This is a genomic window from Methanothrix sp. (assembly GCF_030055635.1).
Lineage (GTDB): Archaea > Halobacteriota > Methanosarcinia > Methanotrichales > Methanotrichaceae > Methanothrix_B.
The window spans coordinates 40162-59342 of the sequence record NZ_JASFYM010000012.1; the positions used below are offsets into that span (position 1 = coordinate 40162).

Below are 19181 nucleotides of genomic sequence, written 5' to 3' on the forward strand. Positions count from 1 at the left end.
CGGATGAATGTGCGCTTTGAGGCCAGGAGCATGCCGTTCAGGCCGCTGAACAAAAGCGGTGATGCCTTTGTGACGGCTGAAGGGCTGTGGCCGGAGAGTGAAGCGTGGCCAAAGGATTTTTAAGCGCAGCTGGTGCGTAGTGAGAGGCCATGCGGAGCTCCCCCAGACTTGTGATAGTTGGAGGCGGAATAGCTGGAGCGGAGCTGATCAGGCTGCTCGCAAATGCAGACCTGGATATATCGCTCATAGAGCCGAAGCACCAGATCGAGTGCCAGGCTTTGTATCCTGATTACCTCGCGGGTCTGGTCGGCATCGACGATATGATAGCACCGCTGGACGACTTCTGCGAGCGCACCGGCGCCCTGCACATCAGCGAGCGCGCGCTTGGGCTCGATGACGGAGCTGTCGTCTGCCAGAGGTCGCGGGTTGAATATGATATTCTCGTGATAGCCGTGGGGGCAGAGCAGAACTTTTACGGCGTGAAGGGCTCGGAGAATGCGTTTTCTGTGAACACATTTGAGGGTACACTGCACGCCCGGGAGTTCATAGAGCGCGAGAGCCCGGACAGGATAATGGTCGTCGGCTCTGGCCTCACCGGCGTGGAGGTCGCATCAGTCCTCGCCGATTCCCTGGAGTCAAACATATACATAGTGGAGATGCAGGACCGGATACTCCCCCAGTTCCCCGAGAGGATCTCCAGGCTGGTGGAGAGGATGCTCTTCGAGAGGGGCGTGAGCATACTCACATCCACTCAGGTCTCTGAGATAGAGAGGGACAGCATAACCTTCGCGGATGGCACAACACTGGACTGCGATATGACCATATGGACGACGGGCATAAAGCCGACTCAGTTCGCTGAAAACCTCCGGCTTCCGAAGAAGCGCGGCTGGCTTCTGGCAGACTCCTACCTGCGCGTTCAGGATGATATCTTCGCGATCGGGGACTGCGCCTGGGTCGAGATCGATCAGAAGCTTGCGACAAAGACGGGCATAGAGGCTGAGAGGCAGGCTAAGCACATGGCAGAGAACCTGAAAAGGATTATAAGGAGGAAGCCGCTGGCGCAGTACTCGATACTCGCATGCACCGAGAACCCAATCGCCCTGATATCCACAGGCTGCGGCAGGGCCGTGGGAGTATACGGGAGAACCTGCATAACAATCCCAGCAAGGCTTCTGAGAGCTGTTAAGATCTGGATCGATAAATCGATAGTCAGCAGGTACAAGTAACAGATGCTTGCATCATTGAGATCAACAGCTTTTGACGCTCAGGTTCCTGAGATGCCAAAGCCGACTCCTGTATTCGAGCCCACAACCTGCAAATGATTTCTGAAACGCTGCCGGCTCATCCCGCTGATTCAGCGGACCGGTAATCTCGTAGAGAGAGCCTACTGCCATTGATTGGATTTACCAGAGTTCGCATATCCGACGATTCGGCTCCATGAGCCACGCCGGGTATATAAGGTCAAAGGTTTCAGGACTAAACAGCGGCAAGCTTGACCGGCAAACCTTATATCTCTCCAGGAAGAACAATATTGCCAGGAGGCAGCAAGGTCTTGTTGTGCGGTTGAGAGGTGCATCCAATATGCCGTCCAGACGCAGCAAAGCGCAGATCATGTCAGATATACTGGAGATATGCATTGATGGGGCCAACAAGACGAAGATAGTGTACAACGCGAACCTGAACTTCAAGATGCTGAACTCTTATCTTGATGCACTCACAAAAAAAGGCCTTCTTCATGTCAGGAAGGGTCAGGGAAATGAGTATGTGACCACAGAAGAGGGCATCAAAATGCTCGAGACGTGCAGGAGCATATATCTGGAGCTCGGTCAGTAAGAGTGCCCTCATATCCTCATTCTAAGGCGTCTGGCTTGTCCCAGAGGCATATGTAACCGCTCATCTTGTTTTGCAGCCGTTGCTGAACACATTCATAGCTCCTCGGCTCAGAGGCCGAACCAACGCTCCAGCGGAAAAGTTGCAGAATGGAAAGAGAGCCTAAAAGAGCACTCCAGCTGCGTGCGCCTGTGGTGCAGAAATAATATATAGGATGTTCCTCAGCTGCCTTGCAGGTTCCCGAAGGCCCTGGCCACAACCTCGCTTATCGCTGGATGAATAACCTGCGATCTTGCCATCGGCGTGACATCCTGGTTCTCAGCGTTCATCAGATAGGTGACCTGCTGCACGAGCTCGGGCGCAGATGATCCTATGACGTGGAATCCAAGGATCCGCCCGCTCCTCGCATCGACTATCGCCTTGGCCATGCCGTCCTCATCCATAGCATATCCCATGGCTGTCTGTTTGTAGCGCGCGCGCCCGACAAGGATATCGTATCCACTGGCTCTAGCCTGCTCCTCGGTCATTCCGACGCCTGCGATCTGGGGATATGTGAAGATGGCATGTGGCACCGCATGGTAATCCACCTTCGCCTTCTCCTTTTCCCCTCTGGCAGCGCTGATGAGGTTGTGGGCCACTATAGATGCCTCATAGTTTGCGGTGTGCCTGAACATGTGCTTCCCGATGACGTCTCCCAGGGCCCAGATCCCTGGAGCTGTGGTCTCCAGATGCTCATTAACCCTTATCCAGCCGGCTCTGTCCATCTCAACTCCGGTCTTCTCCGGATGGAGCATATCGGTGTTCGGACGCCTCCCGGCTGCGAGGAGGATCTCATCACCCCTGAAGCTCAAGGTCTCTCCTCCGGATCTGTCGATCGCAGTCACCACCTTCTTTCCGTCCTCCAGGTCCACACGTATCGCCTCCATGTTCGTGTGGATCCGCATGTGCCTTGATAGCGCCCTGAGCGCCATATCCGATATCTCATGGTCCTCTGATTTCAGAAGCCTGGGGTTGCGCCCCACGATGGTGACATCGGTTCCCATCGCAGAGAAGAAGTGCCCGAACTCGCATGCGATGTATCCCCCGCCGAGGATGATCAGGCTTTCCGGCGGTCGCTCTAATGAGAAAACGGATACGTTATCCAGGTATCCCGCCTCGCTGAGACCTGCCACAGGTGGAACAAGTGTTCTTGCACCGGCTCCGATGACGATCCAGGGAGCAGTTATCTCGTCATCTCCCACCCTGATGACGTGATCGCCGACAAAAACGCCGGTGCTGCGGTACCAGTGCAGGAGCTCCTCCTCCCCGATCGCCTTCTCCATCTCCCCCCGCTCTGTCTCGATCAGATCCCTCATCCTTTTCATTATGAATTCAAAATCTATCGAGTCGACGTGGGCCTTTATCCCCAGCCTGCCGCCGTCCTCTATCACCCTCACAATATCAGCTGGATGTATCAGCATCTTGGAGGGTATGCATCCGGTGTTGAGGCATGTCCCGCCGAGAGGGCCGTGCTCGACCAGAGCCACCCTGAGGCCCTCAAAAACAGCCCTCTGCGCGACTATTAGCCCGGCTCCGGATCCGATAACTATGACATCGTATTTATCCATAAAGCACCTTCCTGGAGATATAATGCTGCGGGGCGCAGGCTGTATGCTAGCATCAATGTGCTAAGACGCAATGCCGCTTTCATGCTGACTGCTTCCTGAGAGCCCGCTATTTCGAGCCAGCGATCGCCTGCTGCAGTTCAGAATCTCACAGCTGAGATAATGTGTACAAAACCCGGAACATCGATCGGTTCTCCGCCCAGCTTAGATCCATCATCTCAGATACTTCTCCGGCTCCTTATCGAACGCCTTTTTGCAGCCAGGGGCGCAGAAGTAGTACTTCCTGCCCTTGTACTCGCTTACAAACTTCGCAGTCCTCTCGTCGACCTCCATCTTGCACACAGGATCTATCGCCATCTTGAACCCTCTTAATTATTTTTGCGCATCTGGTATATACCTTTTGAGCATCAGCGAGAGCGAGACGACCGTGACAGAGGAGAGCGCCATCGCGAGACCGGCCAGCTCCGGCCTGAACATTATACCGAATCCCGGATACAGAGCACCTGCTGCGACCGGTATCAGGGCTGTGTTGTAAGCAAACGCCCAGAATATGTTCTGCTTTATCCTGGACATCACCTTTCTGCTCAGCTGTATGCCTCTCACAACATCCATGAGGTCATCTCTTATCAGAACGATCTCTCCGGCCTCTATGGCGACATCTGTCCCTGATCCGATCGCTATCCCCAGGTCAGCCTGTGCGAGGGCAGGCGCGTCGTTTATGCCGTCGCCGACAAATGCGACCGTCCTGCCTGCCTGCTGGAGCTTCCTGACCTCAGATGCCTTCTCCTGGGGGAGCACCTCTGCATGAACCTCCCCGATACCGATCTGCTCTGCCACAGATCTCGCGGAGCGGATGTTGTCCCCTGTTATCATGACGACATCAAGCCCCATGCCCTTCAGCTTCTGCACCGCGGGTCTTGCTGAGTCCTTGATCGCGTCTGATATCGCGAAAGCTCCTGCTGCAGCGCCGGCGACGGAGACGAAGAGCACTGTCCGTCCCATCTCCTCAAGCGCTCGAGATCTCTCCAGCATACCATCAGGTATCCTGGTTCCGCGCTCCGAGATGAAGGATCTGTTTCCCACAGCAACCTCCACGCCGTCCACAATACCGACAACACCCATGCCGGGAAATGCGTAGAAGTCCCGCACCTCTGGTATTTTGACACCTTTAGAGACAGCCATGCGCACGATCGCCTCGCCGAGGGGATGCTCGGATCTGCTCTCGACGCCTGCCGCCAGCCTGAGGATGCTCAGCTCATCGCCCACGGTCTCAGTGACCTCAGGTCTCCCGACTGTGAGCGTTCCTGTCTTATCGAATATCACCGTTGTGAGCCTGTCTGAGACCTCAAGCGCCTCACCGCTCTTGATGAGTATTCCCAGCTCCGCACCTCTCCCGATCCCGACGGTCACCGCGGTTGGTGTGGCAAGGCCGAGCGCGCATGGACATGCCACAACGAGGACAGAGATCATGGAGGAGGTTGCGAACATGAGGACCCTCTCCTCAGGCATATACGATCGACCCAGAAAATACCATGCCAGAAATGAGAGCATCGCGATCGAAAGAACCACGGGTATGAACACGCTCACGACTCTGTCTGCGAGCCTTTGAATCTCCGGCCTCGATCCCTGCGCTTTATCGACGAGATCGATTATCTGCGCCAGGAATGTCTCCCTTCCGACGCGCATGGCGCGCATCTTCAGAGCTGCGTTCTTGTTCAGCGTGCCTCCGGTCACCTGTGATCCTGGCTTTTTAAGAACAGGAACAGGCTCTCCGGATATCATCGACTCGTCAACGTACCCTTCTCCCTCAATTACCTCGCCATCAGCCGGTACCCTCTCACCGGGCCTTATCAGGATTACATCCCCCGGCTTTATCATCTCCGCGGGTATCTCCCTCTCACTGCCGCTGACTATCAGGGTCGCGGTCCTAGGCTGCAGCGCTGCAAGCTTCTTGATCGCATCTGATGTCCTCCATTTCGCCCGGGTCTCCAGGTACCTGCCCAGGTTGAGGAAGGACGCCAGCATCACAGCGGTCTCATAGAAGATGAAATCGTGGGAGAGCACGCCTAATGTGCTGAGGACGCTGGAAACGAACGCCACACCGGTGCCCATAGAGTACATGACGTCCATGTTCAGGTTTCTGTTCCTGAGCGCCCTGTGAGCCGCCCTGAATATACCGCTGCTCACGTACACGAAGGCAGGGGTCGCCACGCACATCATCACTATGCTCATGGTGTGCGTCATCGGCGCGAGGTACATGAGCAACATCAGCAGAGCGCTCGCCCCGAATCCGACGATTATCTTCCGCATCCTCTCCCGGAGATCCCTGGCCCTGATCTCCACCTCCAGGCTCTCGGACTCCTCGCCAACCACGCCAAGGTACTGGTATCCAGCATCCTCTACTGCTCTCCTTATATCCTCCAGGCTGACGACTTTGGGATTGTAGGTGACGTATGCCTTCTCTGTGCTCAGATTCACAGTGACATCGGAGACGCCATCGATCTCGCGGATCGCATCTGCGACCGTTGATTCGCATGTGGCGCAGACCATCCCTCCCACCTTCACGGTTGCTCTTTCATTGATCACATCATACCCTGCATCCCTGATCGCACTCTCCAGCTCAGAGAGCTTAAGCCTGGATGGATCATACTCAACTTGAGCTGTCTCACTGCCCAGGTTCACGCTGGCGCTCTCGACGCCCTTATCCCTCAGAGCGCTCTCTATCGTCGATGCGCATGTGGCGCATGTCATTCCGGAGATCCTGATCTCTGCCCTTTTCTTCATCCTCTTCCCCGTCTGAGATCCTCTTTCATCCTGAGGTACTCATCCCTCGAGAGCTCTCCCCTCGCATACCTCTCATCCAGGATCGACTCCGCGCTTCTGCTTGGGATCTCATCTCTCTTAAGCAGGTACATGATGAGAAAGAGTATTCCGATCCACGGGAGCACGACGAGAAGCGCCCACAGCAGGCCGTTCATGTCCCTCGATTCTGCATCCCTGTAGACCAGATACGCTATGACGAGGAACACCAGCCAGTAGCCGAGCATCCATATTAAGGGAAACACACCCCATGTGCCCCACCACATGGGCCCCCAGTCCATCATATGATACGATATCATGATGCCCCACACCGGAAACTGCGCCCTCCGGCGATGCAAGAGCTGCAAAGCACAGCGAACTCCTGTCTGGCCTGAAGACCGGAGTCTGCGCCCCGGTACTCTCCATCACATGAACCTCTCGAACCTCTCCCGGGAGGCCTTGCATATCGGGCAGACCTCCGGGGGCTCGTCTCTGGCGCAGAGATACCCGCAGACCCTGCACCTCCATACAGGCTTTGAGAGCTTTGTGAGGTCGACGACCTGTTTCTCAGGAGATGGCCCTGGCTTGGATCCACGCCTCTCAGGCACCGGCCTCAGCTCAGCCTCACCCCTTGCGACGCGCTCAGAGACGTAAAGAGCGCAGTAGCACGCACCGTACTCCGTGAGATCCTGATCCCTGTAGTCGCAGGGGCAGATTATGTCGAGATCCTGCTCCCTGACCCCTGAGGGGAGCCTGCAGGGGCATGCCATGTATCCGAAGCGCTCCTCATTCGTGAGTAGGCCGCGAACGATCCCCATGACGAACGATCTGTCAGGGTTGAGATGATACCCCGCAGATTCGGCATCCTCTTTGAGTCTCTGATACAGTTGCTCCACATCCTCATCGCTGACCACTCACGATACCCCCAGAGCGCTCTTTATCTCCTTCTCCCTGTATCCGACGATCACCCTGCCGTTTGCAACGAGGGTCGGAAACGTGAGATCCGGATTGAATCTCCTGAGCTCATCGATCAGCTCCGCCCGCTCAGCGCCGCTCGTCAGATCCACATAAACGTAATCGTAGCCGACGCCCAGCTTGGAGAGAAGATCCCTGGTCTTTTTGCACCACATGCATGTGCTCAGCGCATACAGAGTTACACCACCAGCATCACGCCCATCGACATGTACCTTTCCCAACCGTATACCTCCACCTGATCTGCATACGTGATTGCCCCGGCATGCACCCAGCCAGATTCCGCTGGTGGGTGTGCATCCTGGTAAATGTGCACATCTTGAGATTTACATCAACTGTTGGACCTGCTGGCATATAAAAGCACTCCATGGGACTTCGCATCTTGGTAACTTCCCTGTATGGTTGCGGGCTTCCTGCACTTTGATTCATCTCGATCGCTTCTTTCAGGCCGTGTGGTTAGCAGTGATGAGAGCTGAAAATGCCGTGGTGGTGCTGCTCGAATGAATGGCTTTTATAGTACATCCTATCAGATACCCTGTGCAGCGAGGGATCAGCTGCAAAGAATGAAAACGGTGCAGGAGCATGCCTCTTTCGTCCAGAGTGGAGCTTCTGCGCCGGCGGGGTATCATGAAGCATTTTGTCTATGCAGTTGCAATAGCGCTCATCATGGGCATGCAGATCGTCTGCTCTTCCGGTTCTGATGATGTGCTCTTCCAGGTCTCCACGATATCCGCGCTCATGGATGGTGCTTTCGATGGAGCGATGTCGTTTGGAGAGCTGAGGGAACACGGGGACTTCGGACTCGGCACGTTCGATGCGCTCGATGGCGAGATGGTCGGGCTTGATGGTCATTTTTATAAGGTGATGGCTGATGGCTCTGTACATGAGGTCAACGATTCCATTCTCACACCATTCGCGGATGTCACATTCTTTGATGTAGATGAGGAGATTGCGCTCAACAGCTCAAACCTGAGTGAGGTGGAGAGTTACCTGGATGAGCTGCGGCCGACGAGGAACATATTCTACGCGATCAGGATCGATGGGACGTTCAGCCATATAAGAACCAGAAGCGTGCCTGCTCAATCCAAACCATATCCGAATCTCACGGTTGCTGTCATGAATCAGAGCATCTTCGAGCTTTACAACCAGAGCGGCACAGTCGTCGGATTCTGGACACCCTCATACGCGAGCGGGCTGAACGTTCCAGGCTACCACCTTCACTTCATAAACGATGAGAGAACATCTGGCGGCCATCTGCTCGATTTCCAGTTGATGAATGGAAGCGCATGCATCGACTACACGGATAGCTTCATGATGATCCTGCCGGATAATGAGGGGTTCCAAACAGCAGATCTTGGGAGAGGGGATGCAGGAGAGCTGGAGGCTGTTGAGAGCGGCGGTGCTGTGTTGGATAAGTCATGAAAATACGCAAGCAGAGACGATTTCAGGAATGCATGGAGAATAAACCGGAATCGATATCTGTAGACGTCATCACGGGAGGTTATCCAACACAGCAACGACGTGTGGATAAGCAAAAACGCAATAACTTAGGCGATTCGTAGCAATCGACCCCGCTCTTATGGCATCGGACAAGTATTAACAGATCCCGGGATATCGATTTCCTTGCCGACGTTGGTCAAAACAAACACATAAAAGGGAGCCGGCCCATCAAGATCAACTCAATGATGGTAGACCACCGGCCAGTGAGTGCCAGCGGAAACAGCTACCGTCCATAGCAGTGGCCGGTGGCCAGACCGATCGCATACGTACTCCGGGAGCTTATAAACATGGGATGGTAAAGCTGGATCGATCACACCAGCCTTATCGTCTCCAGGTTCATAGGAGCCGATGTCGGTATCCTGTACTTCTTGTAGATCGAGCTCGCGAGATCCAGGCAGTTGCTCTCGTCGCCGTGGTTTGTGATGATCCTGCTGGGCTTCGGATACACCCTTCTCACATACTCCATGAGCTGGTTCCTGTCGGAGTGGCCTGAGAATCCATCCACGGTGATGACATCCATGTTCATCTTGACCGTCTGCGTCTTCCCCTCGACGGTGAGCGGTATCTCCTTCCAGCCCTTCTGGATTCTTCTCCCCAGTGTTCCCTCAGCCTGGTATCCGACTATCACGAGCGTGTTCTTCTCGTCCGGTCCGAGACCCTTGAGGTACTCCATTATCGGCCCGCCGTTGAGCATGCCGCTTGTGGCCAGGATGACCGCTGGCTCCCCGTTTATGATCTCGTCCCTCTGCTTGGAGTTCTCGACCTGTACAAAGCACTCGGCGAGGAAGGGGTTTATTCCCTTGTGGAAGATCATGTCCCGAAGCTCGTTGTTCAGGTACTCGGGATAGCTTGTGTGTATCGCTGTGGCCTCGTAGATCATGCCGTCCAGGTAGACGGGAAACTCCTCGATCAGGCCCTTCCGTATGGCCTCCTCGAGAACCACCATCACCTCCTGGCTCCTGCCGACAGCGAACGCCGGTATCACCACCTTCCCGCCCCTGCCTATGGTCTCCCGCACGACCTTGAGCAGGTGGTTCTCAGCGTCCTTTCTCGAAGGCTGAATGCTGTTTGCTCCTCCATATGTCGCCTCTATCACCAGCGTCTCGAGCCTGGGGAAGCTGTTGACAGCAGGGTCGAAGAGCCGCGTCCTCTCGTACTTGAAATCGCCTGTGAATGCTACATTGTACAGGCCGTCGCCAATGTGAAAGTGCGCTATCGCGGATCCCAGGATGTGCCCTGCGTTGTGCATGGTGAGCTTTGTGTCAGGAGCTATATCGGTGACATCCCCGTAGTTCAGGGTTATCGTATGCTTCAGGGCCTCTCTTATCATCGATGATTCATACGGGAGCCTCTTGCCCTCGCGCCCCGCCACCTCAATGTAGTCCAGCTGTAGAAGCACATACAGATCTCTTGTCGGTGGTGTGCAGTAAATTGGCCCCTCGTAACCGTACTTGTACAGCATCGGGACGAGCCCGGAGTGATCGAGGTGTGCATGTGTTAACACAACCGCATCTATCTGGCTCAGCGGGTACACCTCAGGAACGTAGAGGTACGGCGTGGCGCTGTCATCCGAGCCCACATTTATTCCGCAGTCGATGATGATCTTCGACTCCGGCGTCGATAGAAGCATGCAGCTCCTTCCGACCTCCCTGCACCCGCCGAGAGTCGATATCCTGACCCACTGATCCTTCGACGCTATATCTCTGTGTATCTTCCTGCCGATGGATCTGAGTATGCTCTTACGCTCGGTCTGAACGGATCTCAGGTAGTCCTTGATGTTTGCAATTGTCGATGACCTGACCGGCGGTGTCCTCACAACCTTTGGCGTCCAGCCTATCAGCTTGGTTATCTCCCTGAGTGTCGCACCATGCCTTCCGATGACAAGCCCGGGCTTTTCAGCCTCTATTATCACCTCACCGGTCTCTCCATCGAAGTAGTAGTTTGTGAGAGCTGCCTCCTTCGGCACGACCTCCTGTATCCGCTTTATGGCCTCCTCAGGATCCATCAGCACCTTCAGATCCGGCCTGACCACAACCCTCTTCCGGAGATCCTTGGCCAGGGACCGTATGATCTCGCCGTCGTCAGCAAGCCGCCTCGGATCGTCCGTGTATATTACCAGCTCAGGGCCCTCGAACTCCAGACCTGTGACGTTAATGTCTGCAGGCAACTTGCTCTGGATCCTGCGCCTGAGCTCTGATAGAACATCCTCAACCGACAAAAGAACACACCCAAAAATAGATCAGAGAGATCTCACGATCTCCTCCACCTCGGAGGTTGGAACTTCCTCATATCTGTCCTTTGTGATCCTCACGAGAGCTATACCATTGCCCGAGGCCGAGTCGCGCTTCATGGCAGTGTGGACCGCCCTGACACAGAGCACCGAGCCATCCTGCATGCTTAGACCGGGCTTGTAAAGAGACTCCAGAACGCCGTATGCTATGGGCGAGCCTGAGCCTGTGGAGACAATATCGTGCTCCTCGATCTGCCCTCCAAGCGCATCGAGGGAGAATATCTTCGGCCCCATCTTGTCAACGCCACCGACCACGAGCTGCACCAGAAACGGGAAGTACCGGCGCGCGCTGAGGATGTTCGAGAGGAGAGATGTTATCGCTTTGATTGTGAGTGGCTCACCCCTCTGCATCCTGTATAACCTCGCCTCTGCCTGTATCATCCTCACAAGAGCCTGGGCATCGCCAACAACTCCTGCCGTGGTAAGCCCTACGAGGTCGTCGATCTGGTAGATCTTCTTAGCTGTCCTGCTGGCTATAAAGCTGCCCATGGTGGCACGGCTCTCTGAGGCGAGAACCACACCCCCATCACAGACTATGCCAACCGTTGTTGTACCTTTGAACGCCTCGACCATCTGGATACCTCGTACTAAAACTAGAAAACGACAGGCTCTCTTCTATGCCAGTCCATATATAAACTTTCTCATCCCGAGCTGTGGACCGCTGCGTCGCGGGTCTGATGCCTGCTGGCACTCCACTCGAAGATAGGAGTCGAGAGCGCAATGTTTCATAATTTTTAAGAAAAATTATCAAATATCTTTTTATAAGAAACTTCTTATCTGGTTTTTCAGGTGATTCTGTTGGCAATAGACACAGGGGATACGGCCTGGATCATGATCTCAGCTGCGCTGGTGATGCTCATGACCCCAGGCGTCGGCCTGTTCTACGGCGGGCTTGTCCGCTCCAAGTCTGTGGTCTCGATGATATCTCTGTCGTTCCTGGCGATATCGCTGGCGAGCATACAGTGGGTGCTGGTGGGCTACAGCCTTTCATTCGGCTCCGATATCATGGGCCTGATAGGCGGTCTTGATTTCATCTTCACGCGCAACGTCGGAATGAGCGAGGCCCCTCTGGCCGGGACGGTTCCGCATCTCGCATACATGATGTTCCAGCTGGTCTTCGCGGCCGTGACCCTCGCCATACTCACATCTGCGGTGGCCGAGCGGATCAAGCTCAGCTCCTTCATAGTGCTGAGCATCCTCTGGACCACACTGGTTTATGATCCGCTGGCACACTGGGTGTGGGCGGGCGGCTGGCTCGCGAGCCTCGGAGCCCTCGACTTTGCGGGTGGAACTGTGGTCCACATAAGCTCGGGCTTCTCCGCGCTTGCGATCGCCTTTGTGATAGGGAAGCGGGTTGGCTTCGACACCTACGTGCTGGAGCCGCACAACATACCCATGGCGATGATAGGCGCCGCCCTCCTCTGGTTCGGATGGTTCGGGTTCAACGCAGGCTCGGCGCTCACTGCTGGAGGTCTCGCTGCCAGCGCGTTTGTGGTGACGAACACCTCTGCAGCGGCAGGAGCGCTCGCATGGCTCCTGGGCAGCTGGGTCAGAGGGAAGCCGAGCGCTCTGGGCATGGTCAGCGGGGCGATAGCGGGGCTCGTGGCGATAACGCCTGCTGCAGGATATGTCGACACCATGTCAGCGCTTGTAATAGGAGCGTTCGCAGGGCTCATCTGCTACTCAGCTCTGCTCTTCCGCGTCAGCATCGGGCTTGATGAGAGCCTGGACGCCTGGGCGGTTCATGGCGTCGGCGGGCTCTGGGGAGCACTGGCGACGGGGATATTCGCAAGCCCCGCTGTAAACAGCTACTCAGGACTGATATACGGGAACCCGGATCAGTTCACAGCCCAGCTCATAGCTGCGCTGGCATCCGTGGCGTATGCCTTCGTGATGTCCTACGTGCTGGCAAGGCTGGTGGATGCCACCCTCGGTCTCAGGGTGACGGAGGATGAGGAGTATGTCGGTCTGGATATCGCAGTCCATGGCGAGAAGGCCTACGCGTGAGGGTTCAGGATGATGAAGATTGAGGCGATAATCAGAGAGGAGAGGCTGGGTCATGTGAAGGTGGCCCTCGAGGAGAAGGGCTTCGTGGCCATGACCGTGACGAAGGTGCTGGGAAGGGGCGAGCAGAAGGGCATCAGGCTCCAGTACCGCGGCGGAAGCATCGAGGTCGATATGCTCCCGAAGCTGAAGATAGAGATGTTTGTCAGAGATGAGGATGTGGAGACGGTCATGAGAACGATATGCGACTCTGCAAGGACCGGCAGGTTCGGAGATGGCAGAATCTTTGTCATGCCCGTCTTGATGTCTGGAAAGGTGAGGACCGGGGAGGTGGAAGGGAAGCTGCAATGAAAGAAGCGTGCCTGTGCAGGTACGCTTCTTCATCTTTTTCAGGAAGCCTCTCTGTCTGTCTTCTCATGTTCTCGTTTGGCTCATCCTGTGATTTGGCCGATTGGTACAGAAAAAGAGGCAGAATCTATTGTACCACCGACTGGAGTTACCAGAGTTTGCTGCCTCCGATGATTTGCTGTGTTGGATAACCTCCCGTGATGACGTCTCCAGATATCGATTCCAGTCTATTCTCCATGTATTCCTGAAATCGTCTTCTGCTTGCGGATTTTCATGACTTATCCAACACAGCACCGATGATTCGATTACATGAGCCTCCCCTGGATTTTCGGGCGTTCTTATGAGTCCGCAATTTAGAGGATTCTACAAGCCGGCTGCTGGAAATACTCCTTCATTCGCTGGCGAAGCATCGCGGAACCAGTGGCTCTGCAGGCATATGTAAGCCTCACGGGAAACTCAGGCTCTCAACTCTGGCCATACCCTAAAAACACTCACTTTATGACGGATGCATCTGATAAATGTCCAAGCCACAAAAATTATATGAAAATTTTATTTTTAATAAAAACAAAATCGATCTAATATTATTTATTAAAAATTTAAAAATTAATTAAATTGTTTTAAAATTTTAAATAATTTTTAATAAATTTTTTGTACTTAAAAAAGTTTAATTTTTAAAAACAAATTATTTTTGTACTAGATTATTATAAATTTTATCATATGTGGGCGACGAATTATGGGTTGAGTTCACTTGAGTCATCGATCATCTGGGGAGTGCGGAGCAGTTACAATATACCACACTAAAGCCATCATTATCATATGGTCGATTCATCGGATGGCCAGTCATGAAATCGATGTCTATCGGCATAATATCTCACAAATGCTGATGATCTCAATGATATGAGCAGACACCCACCTGCGAATGGTATGCTGAAGCTTCTGCTTTACTGAGATGGTGCGGCCCGAGCTCCCACTCCAGAAACTCACATGCGCAAGCCGAATTGTGTGCGCGTATCGGAGAAACATTTGGGTCTACCAGCATATATTCACATATCATATGGTATCGATCCTGATGCTCATCTTAGAAGCACCATTTTTGCGAGCTTGTTTATTCCACATGATATGTGAATTTGCCCCTCATGGTGCGTATACCCCTCCTTCACTGCACATAAAACTGCTCCAAGGAGGATTTCATAAAATCATATATCGCAATGCTCATATCATGTGTGAATAAAGCATTGCTGGGACATAATTTAATGTATAAATTATAAAATAAATCTTCACGACCTAACTAAACACTCAACGGGTAAATATAAATTTATAATATTATGTTCATCAATACAGATAACTTGAAATAAGACATATATTATTGTGTATGGTGCACATAATGTATCTTATATAGAAATATTAAAAACTATTATTTATATTCATATATTTCTTATGATAATCTTTTTTAAAGATACAATGTAAGTATTACATATAAATTTTAAAAAATTATAAATAAAATTTTTAAAACAAATTAAATTTAAGATATCTATATTATTTGATTATTTATAAAATTTTAAATTAACAATACAATTCTAATTTTAGAATTTTAAAATTGTTGGGCTGAACCCTCAAAAGTGAGAGTTTGTTAATGCTGTGTTGGATAAATTATGAAAAATCCGCAACCAGAAGACGATTCCAGGAACGCGTAGAGAATAGATCAGAATCGACATCTGGAGACGTTATCTCGAAGGGTTATCCAGCACAGCAGTTTGTTAAGATAAATCGTATTTTATAAATTTATGGTGAGATGCTTTCTTAGCCGCGACTAAGGCGATCTGCTAACTGCATCCCAGATACTGACTGCTGGCAACAAATCGCTTATATCTCATGAGCAATATCTGCCATTGAGGTGTGAGTCATGGTACGATGGAGCGCTGATCGGGGCCTGCAGGCGAGGATGCTTCTGACGATGTTCCTGCTCGCAGCTGTGTACCTGATATTCATCAACGTCATAATGGCCATGGGTGTTGGTATACAGGGTGTCGTCCTGATAATGGGCATATTCCTCTTCATCCAGTACTTCTACTCTGACAAGATAGCCCTGGCCAGTGTCGGCGCGCGGATCGTCTCTGAGAGCGAGGCTCCGGAGCTTCACGAGCTTGTGGGCAGGCTCTGCGCCATAGCAGGTCTCCCAAAGCCCAGGATAGCGGTCGTCCGCACAGATATACCCAATGCATTCGCCACCGGCCGGAGCCAGTCAAGCTCAGTGGTCGCAGTCACCACCGGTCTTCTCAGAAGGCTTGATAAAAGCGAGCTGGAGGCTGTTCTCGCACACGAGCTATCACACATCAAAAACAGAGATGTGGCGGTGATGACGATCGCGAGCTTCCTCTCGACAGTGGCATCTGTGATAGTCCAGAACATATTCTTCCTAGGCGACAGGCGTGACCGGGAGTCGGGCAGCCTCGTCGCGGTGTGGCTTGTCTCTCTGATAGTGTGGATCGTGAGCTTCATACTCATAAGAGCGCTATCCAGGTACAGGGAGTTCTCTGCTGACAGGGGCGCAGCGATAATCACAGGAAGACCATCGGCTCTTGTATCTGCCCTCATGAAGATCAGCGGAACCATGGCCAGGATTCCGAGAGAGGATCTCAGGAGGGTCGAGGGTATGAACGCGTTCTTCATAATTCCCACGGGCGCAATAGCGAACCTGCTGTCAACACATCCACCAATCGAGGCTAGAATAGCGGCTCTCGAGCGCCTTGAGAGGGAGATCCTCTGATGGGATTCCTGGACTTTCTTCTGGGCTCCACAAGGCTGCCACAGCCTAGGTCTGAGAGGCTCTTCGCCATAGCCACAGCAAGAATCACGCTCGAGGCGAAGCTGGGGCTGAAGCCAACCGGAAGCGCAGCGATCTGCGTAAAGCCCCTGGAGTCATCGGCTTACGAGCGCACACGCGCCGAGATCGAGGACCTGCTCAAGCTGGGATCGAGAGAGGCTGGCACTGCATACCGCCTTGAGAATGACAGCTACGGCTACCTGTGGGTTGTGCTCAAGGATCCGGATTTCGAGGATCTCGTCTCTGGAATCCACATGGTCGCCAGGAGCCTCACAGACAGCGGCCTCGGACAGCAGCTTCTGTGCGCTGTGTACCCGTTTTCTGATGGATACAAGGTCTACTGGATATTCAGCTTCAAGCTGGGCGCATACTATCCGTTCGTCCCATCCGGTGCATCCGGCCGGGATGGCGCGCTGGAGCTAAGGCTGAGGTCTGTTATGGCCGAAGAGCTTCCCATAGAAAAGGATGTGGAGCGGTGGTATCCCATATGGGAGATGCCGCTCTAATCCTCGATAAGACCCTGACCTCTGAATATGCCCCTCGCCTCCTCGAACGTCAGATCCGGAGGCGGGAGTATCAGATCGGATTTTACGATCTCCGTTGCGTCCAGCGGCTCGCACCGCTCCCTGACCAGCGAGACCATCCGGAGCAGCTCGTTCCGGAACCCCTCTCTGTCGCCCTTCTCCACAAGCTCCACGATGCGGTTGTCTATGGCGTTAAGATCCTCGATGATGGTGTCAGGCGCCCTGTACTGGCCCTCGCCCATGATCCTGATGATCATTTCGTCTCACCCCTGAGCCTGGCCAGCTCCGCCTCCACAGCGCTTGATGTCTTCACCTTAGAGAGCTCGCGATCCAGTGCATCCCCGCCTGTGTAGTCCTCGAGGACCCCCTTTTCCAGGAGATCGTCGAGAGCTGCAGCGCGGGCCTTCATCCCCTCGGTCTTCTCCTCAGCGCGCTGTATTGCAAGGCCGACGTCCGCGAGCTCCTCGCTTATGCCAGTCACAGACTCGGTCACCTTCACCTGTGCCTCCGCAGCTGAGTACTGCGCCTTTATCGCCTCCTTCCTTGCGCGAAGCGTCTCTATCTTCGTCGAGAGGCGCGTCTCTACAGCGATGAGCTTCTGCTCCTCGCGGTCCAGCTCAGCGATCTGCGAATCCAGGATCTCGATCTGGTTCTGCAGGGATACCTTTCTCTCAAGCGCCTGCCTTGCGAGATCCTCCCTTCCGGAGCTCAGGGCGTCGCGCGCCTTCCCTTCGAGCTGCTCCGCGCTCTGCGCAAGCCTGGCGCGCTGGAGCTCCAGGCGCTTCTTTGATGTGGCGACCTCTGCGATGCCCCTCTTGACGTTCTGGAGCAGCTCGAGCTGCTTTTCATAGGAGTAATCCAGCACCTCTCTCGGATCCTCCATCCTGTCCATTATCCTGCTCATCTTCGATTTAACAATCGTTCCCATCCGATCTAAAAGACCCATTCAAATCATCCTCTCTGAGCATGCATCACTCATATCTCACAGCCCGGGCGCGTCTCGAAGGGAAAACGTTATAAGCTGGACGCTCTATCAGACACCACGTTCGCGGGCTCGTAGCTTAGCCTGGCGGAGCGCACGGCTGATAACCGTGAGGTCACGCGTTCGAATCGCGTCGGGCCCATTCTTTTCATCTTTTTGCTATATCGCCCTCTATGATGGTGTTCATCACGTAATCAAACTCTATGCGGTCGCACCATCCGGCCTTCTCGAATATCCCCATGAAGCAAACGCCCATGACGCTTTTGTGAGGGATTCTGCTGAGAAGTTGCTTCATCTCCTCGATGCTGACGCCGATCTTCGGCATCGCCATTCCACCAAGGACGACGAGGACATCCGCATCAGGGGAGCATCTGTCTCCCAGCTCCATTCCGTACTCGGTGGCTATGACCCTGCGCGTCCTGTCCGCGCTCAGCCCGGGCACGAATGCCAGCCTCTTCTCCCTCACAGGATATCCAAGGAAGAGCGCAAACGGCGTGCAGAATCCAGGAGAGCCTATGAACGTGATGCTCTCGTACTCCTTCACCATGTCCCTGAAGCCATTCAGCATTCCACCAAGCCCTTTGACATCCTGTACCTTCTCCATACTCGAGACCTCACGTTAATATGTCATCCAATATTAGTATTATATGTCTCCCCTGCAATGCCAGCGGCGCCATAGCGCTGAATCACATATCGTCTCCGCTGTCAGCAAGTCATCTAAAAACAGTATCGGCAATCGACTAGATAAATGATTCTGGGTCGTGTACTAAGAGCATCGAACCCAGCGGCATGTGGTATCGCAGTATTTGTGATCTGTTGTGCCAGTGAATGCCGATTTCTGAAATTCCATTCATTGATTCGGATACACGACCCGATCCTGCAATGCATCAGGGTTCCAGGGCACTTGTGCAATGTGCTTGAGACGGCTGGCTGTTTTGAGACTGGATCTACCTATGATCTATCAGCTCTCCTCTTTCGCATCCCACACGTTGTCCTTGCCATCATCCTGCATGCTGATCTCGTTGTCTTTGATGTTGTTCCTCATGAAGGTGTTCCTGCTTCCGGTGCAGTGGATTCCGTACTTGTTGCCCTGCGCTACGTTGTCTGTGATCGTGTTGTTGTTCGAGAGGACATTTATGCCGGCGTTCCCGCATCCGCATTTCCCGGAGTTCGTGACCTTAAAACCACTCAGAGTCACATTGTCTGCGCTTATCGTTATTGCGCTGCCGATACCCTCTGCGTCTATCACGGGCATCCCCCCACCGGTGTCCAATCCGATAAGCGTCAGGCTCTTCGAGATGTACACATGCTCGAAGTATATCCCGCTGTGGACCTCGATGGTGTCTCCAGCATGCGCAGCGTTAATCGCCTCCTGCACGCTCGAGAAATCGCATCCCTCTCCGCATACTGTCACTGCCGTGGCAGGAAGCGAGGCGAAGGTGATAACGTACACGATCATGATGCACAAATGCAGCTTCATGCCATCACATCTCCAGCATGCACA

General features: G+C 53.6%; 19 protein-coding genes and 1 tRNA gene. 8 read left to right on the forward strand and 12 right to left on the reverse strand.

Translation table 11 applies throughout. From position 1 onward, the window contains the following. Positions 1–149: 149 nt before the first annotated feature. Entirely contained in the window at positions 150–1226 is a 1077-nt protein-coding gene (locus QFX31_RS06145; protein ID WP_348531238.1) for an FAD-dependent oxidoreductase, read from the forward strand. 355 nt (positions 1227–1581) lie between these two features. Beyond that, positions 1582–1833 carry a winged helix-turn-helix domain-containing protein gene (locus QFX31_RS06150; RefSeq protein ID WP_348531265.1) on the forward strand — a complete coding sequence of 84 codons (252 nt, stop codon included), beginning with the start codon at positions 1582–1584 and terminating at the stop codon, positions 1831–1833. 218 nt (positions 1834–2051) lie between these two features. Here QFX31_RS06150 and QFX31_RS06155 read toward each other — a convergent pair whose 3' ends face one another. The 6 genes from QFX31_RS06155 to QFX31_RS06180 form a co-directional block, all read right to left on the reverse strand. Then, positions 2052–3437 (reverse strand): dihydrolipoyl dehydrogenase, encoded by a 1386-nt coding sequence (locus QFX31_RS06155; RefSeq protein ID WP_348531239.1) that lies wholly within the window; start codon positions 3435–3437, stop codon positions 2052–2054. Positions 3438–3647: 210 nt separating this feature from the next. Beyond that, a complete protein-coding gene (locus tag QFX31_RS06160) occupies positions 3648–3791 on the reverse strand; it encodes a YHS domain-containing protein (RefSeq protein ID WP_348531240.1) in 144 nt (47 codons plus the stop codon). A gap of 15 nt (positions 3792–3806) precedes the next feature. Beyond that, positions 3807–6218 carry a heavy metal translocating P-type ATPase gene (locus tag QFX31_RS06165; RefSeq protein WP_348531241.1) on the reverse strand — a complete coding sequence of 804 codons (2412 nt, stop codon included), beginning with the start codon at positions 6216–6218 and terminating at the stop codon, positions 3807–3809. Continuing rightward, positions 6215–6553, reverse strand: a complete 339-nt coding sequence (locus QFX31_RS06170; protein WP_348531242.1) for an SHOCT domain-containing protein — start codon at positions 6551–6553, stop codon at positions 6215–6217. Before QFX31_RS06170 ends, QFX31_RS06165 begins: the two co-directional genes overlap by 4 nt. A gap of 105 nt (positions 6554–6658) precedes the next feature. Continuing rightward, on the reverse strand, positions 6659–7147 hold the full coding sequence (locus QFX31_RS06175) for a ferredoxin-thioredoxin reductase catalytic domain-containing protein (protein ID WP_348531243.1): 489 nt from the start codon (positions 7145–7147) through the stop codon (positions 6659–6661). Continuing rightward, a complete protein-coding gene (locus QFX31_RS06180; RefSeq protein ID WP_348531244.1) occupies positions 7148–7429 on the reverse strand; it encodes a glutaredoxin family protein in 282 nt (93 codons plus the stop codon). 403 nt (positions 7430–7832) lie between these two features. Between QFX31_RS06180 and budA the strand changes: the two genes are divergently transcribed. After that, positions 7833–8627 carry an acetolactate decarboxylase gene (gene budA, locus QFX31_RS06185; RefSeq protein WP_348531245.1) on the forward strand — a complete coding sequence of 265 codons (795 nt, stop codon included), beginning with the start codon at positions 7833–7835 and terminating at the stop codon, positions 8625–8627. Positions 8628–9015: 388 nt separating this feature from the next. Here budA and QFX31_RS06190 read toward each other — a convergent pair whose 3' ends face one another. Continuing rightward, a complete protein-coding gene (locus QFX31_RS06190; RefSeq protein ID WP_348531246.1) occupies positions 9016–10923 on the reverse strand; it encodes a beta-CASP ribonuclease aCPSF1 in 1908 nt (635 codons plus the stop codon). Positions 10924–10944: 21 nt separating this feature from the next. Further along, complete coding sequence (gene psmB, locus QFX31_RS06195; RefSeq protein ID WP_348531247.1) at positions 10945–11568, reverse strand: archaeal proteasome endopeptidase complex subunit beta; 624 nt, start codon at positions 11566–11568, stop codon at positions 10945–10947. A gap of 225 nt (positions 11569–11793) precedes the next feature. Between psmB and QFX31_RS06200 the strand changes: the two genes are divergently transcribed. The 4 genes from QFX31_RS06200 (at position 11794) to QFX31_RS06215 (ending at position 16677) form a co-directional block, all read left to right on the forward strand. Continuing rightward, positions 11794–13002 carry an ammonium transporter gene (locus QFX31_RS06200; RefSeq protein WP_348531266.1) on the forward strand — a complete coding sequence of 403 codons (1209 nt, stop codon included), beginning with the start codon at positions 11794–11796 and terminating at the stop codon, positions 13000–13002. Positions 13003–13011: 9 nt separating this feature from the next. Beyond that, a complete protein-coding gene (locus tag QFX31_RS06205; protein WP_348531248.1) occupies positions 13012–13350 on the forward strand; it encodes a P-II family nitrogen regulator in 339 nt (112 codons plus the stop codon). 1900 nt (positions 13351–15250) lie between these two features. After that, positions 15251–16114, forward strand: coding sequence for a zinc metalloprotease HtpX (gene htpX / locus QFX31_RS06210; protein WP_348531249.1), 864 nt, complete (start codon positions 15251–15253; stop codon positions 16112–16114). After that, on the forward strand, positions 16114–16677 hold the full coding sequence (locus QFX31_RS06215; RefSeq protein ID WP_348531250.1) for a hypothetical protein: 564 nt from the start codon (positions 16114–16116) through the stop codon (positions 16675–16677). Before htpX ends, QFX31_RS06215 begins: the two co-directional genes overlap by 1 nt. Here the strand turns inward: QFX31_RS06215 and QFX31_RS06220 are convergent. Continuing rightward, positions 16674–16952, reverse strand: coding sequence for a hypothetical protein (locus tag QFX31_RS06220; protein ID WP_348531251.1), 279 nt, complete (start codon positions 16950–16952; stop codon positions 16674–16676). The genes QFX31_RS06215 and QFX31_RS06220 overlap by 4 nt on opposite strands. Then, positions 16949–17641 (reverse strand): PspA/IM30 family protein, encoded by a 693-nt coding sequence (locus QFX31_RS06225; RefSeq protein WP_348531252.1) that lies wholly within the window; start codon positions 17639–17641, stop codon positions 16949–16951. The genes QFX31_RS06220 and QFX31_RS06225 overlap by 4 nt, the downstream gene beginning before the upstream one ends. A gap of 104 nt (positions 17642–17745) precedes the next feature. On the opposite strand from QFX31_RS06225, the gene QFX31_RS06230 reads away from it, so the two are divergent. Further along, a tRNA-Ile gene (locus tag QFX31_RS06230) sits at positions 17746–17819 on the forward strand. A 6-nt stretch (positions 17820–17825) separates the two neighbouring features. Here the strand turns inward: QFX31_RS06230 and QFX31_RS06235 are convergent. Further along, positions 17826–18281, reverse strand: a complete 456-nt coding sequence (locus QFX31_RS06235) for a DUF2124 domain-containing protein (RefSeq protein ID WP_348531253.1) — start codon at positions 18279–18281, stop codon at positions 17826–17828. Positions 18282–18638: 357 nt separating this feature from the next. Continuing rightward, complete coding sequence (locus tag QFX31_RS06240) at positions 18639–19157, reverse strand: NosD domain-containing protein (RefSeq protein ID WP_348531254.1); 519 nt, start codon at positions 19155–19157, stop codon at positions 18639–18641. Between the last annotated feature and the right edge of the window lie 24 nt (positions 19158–19181).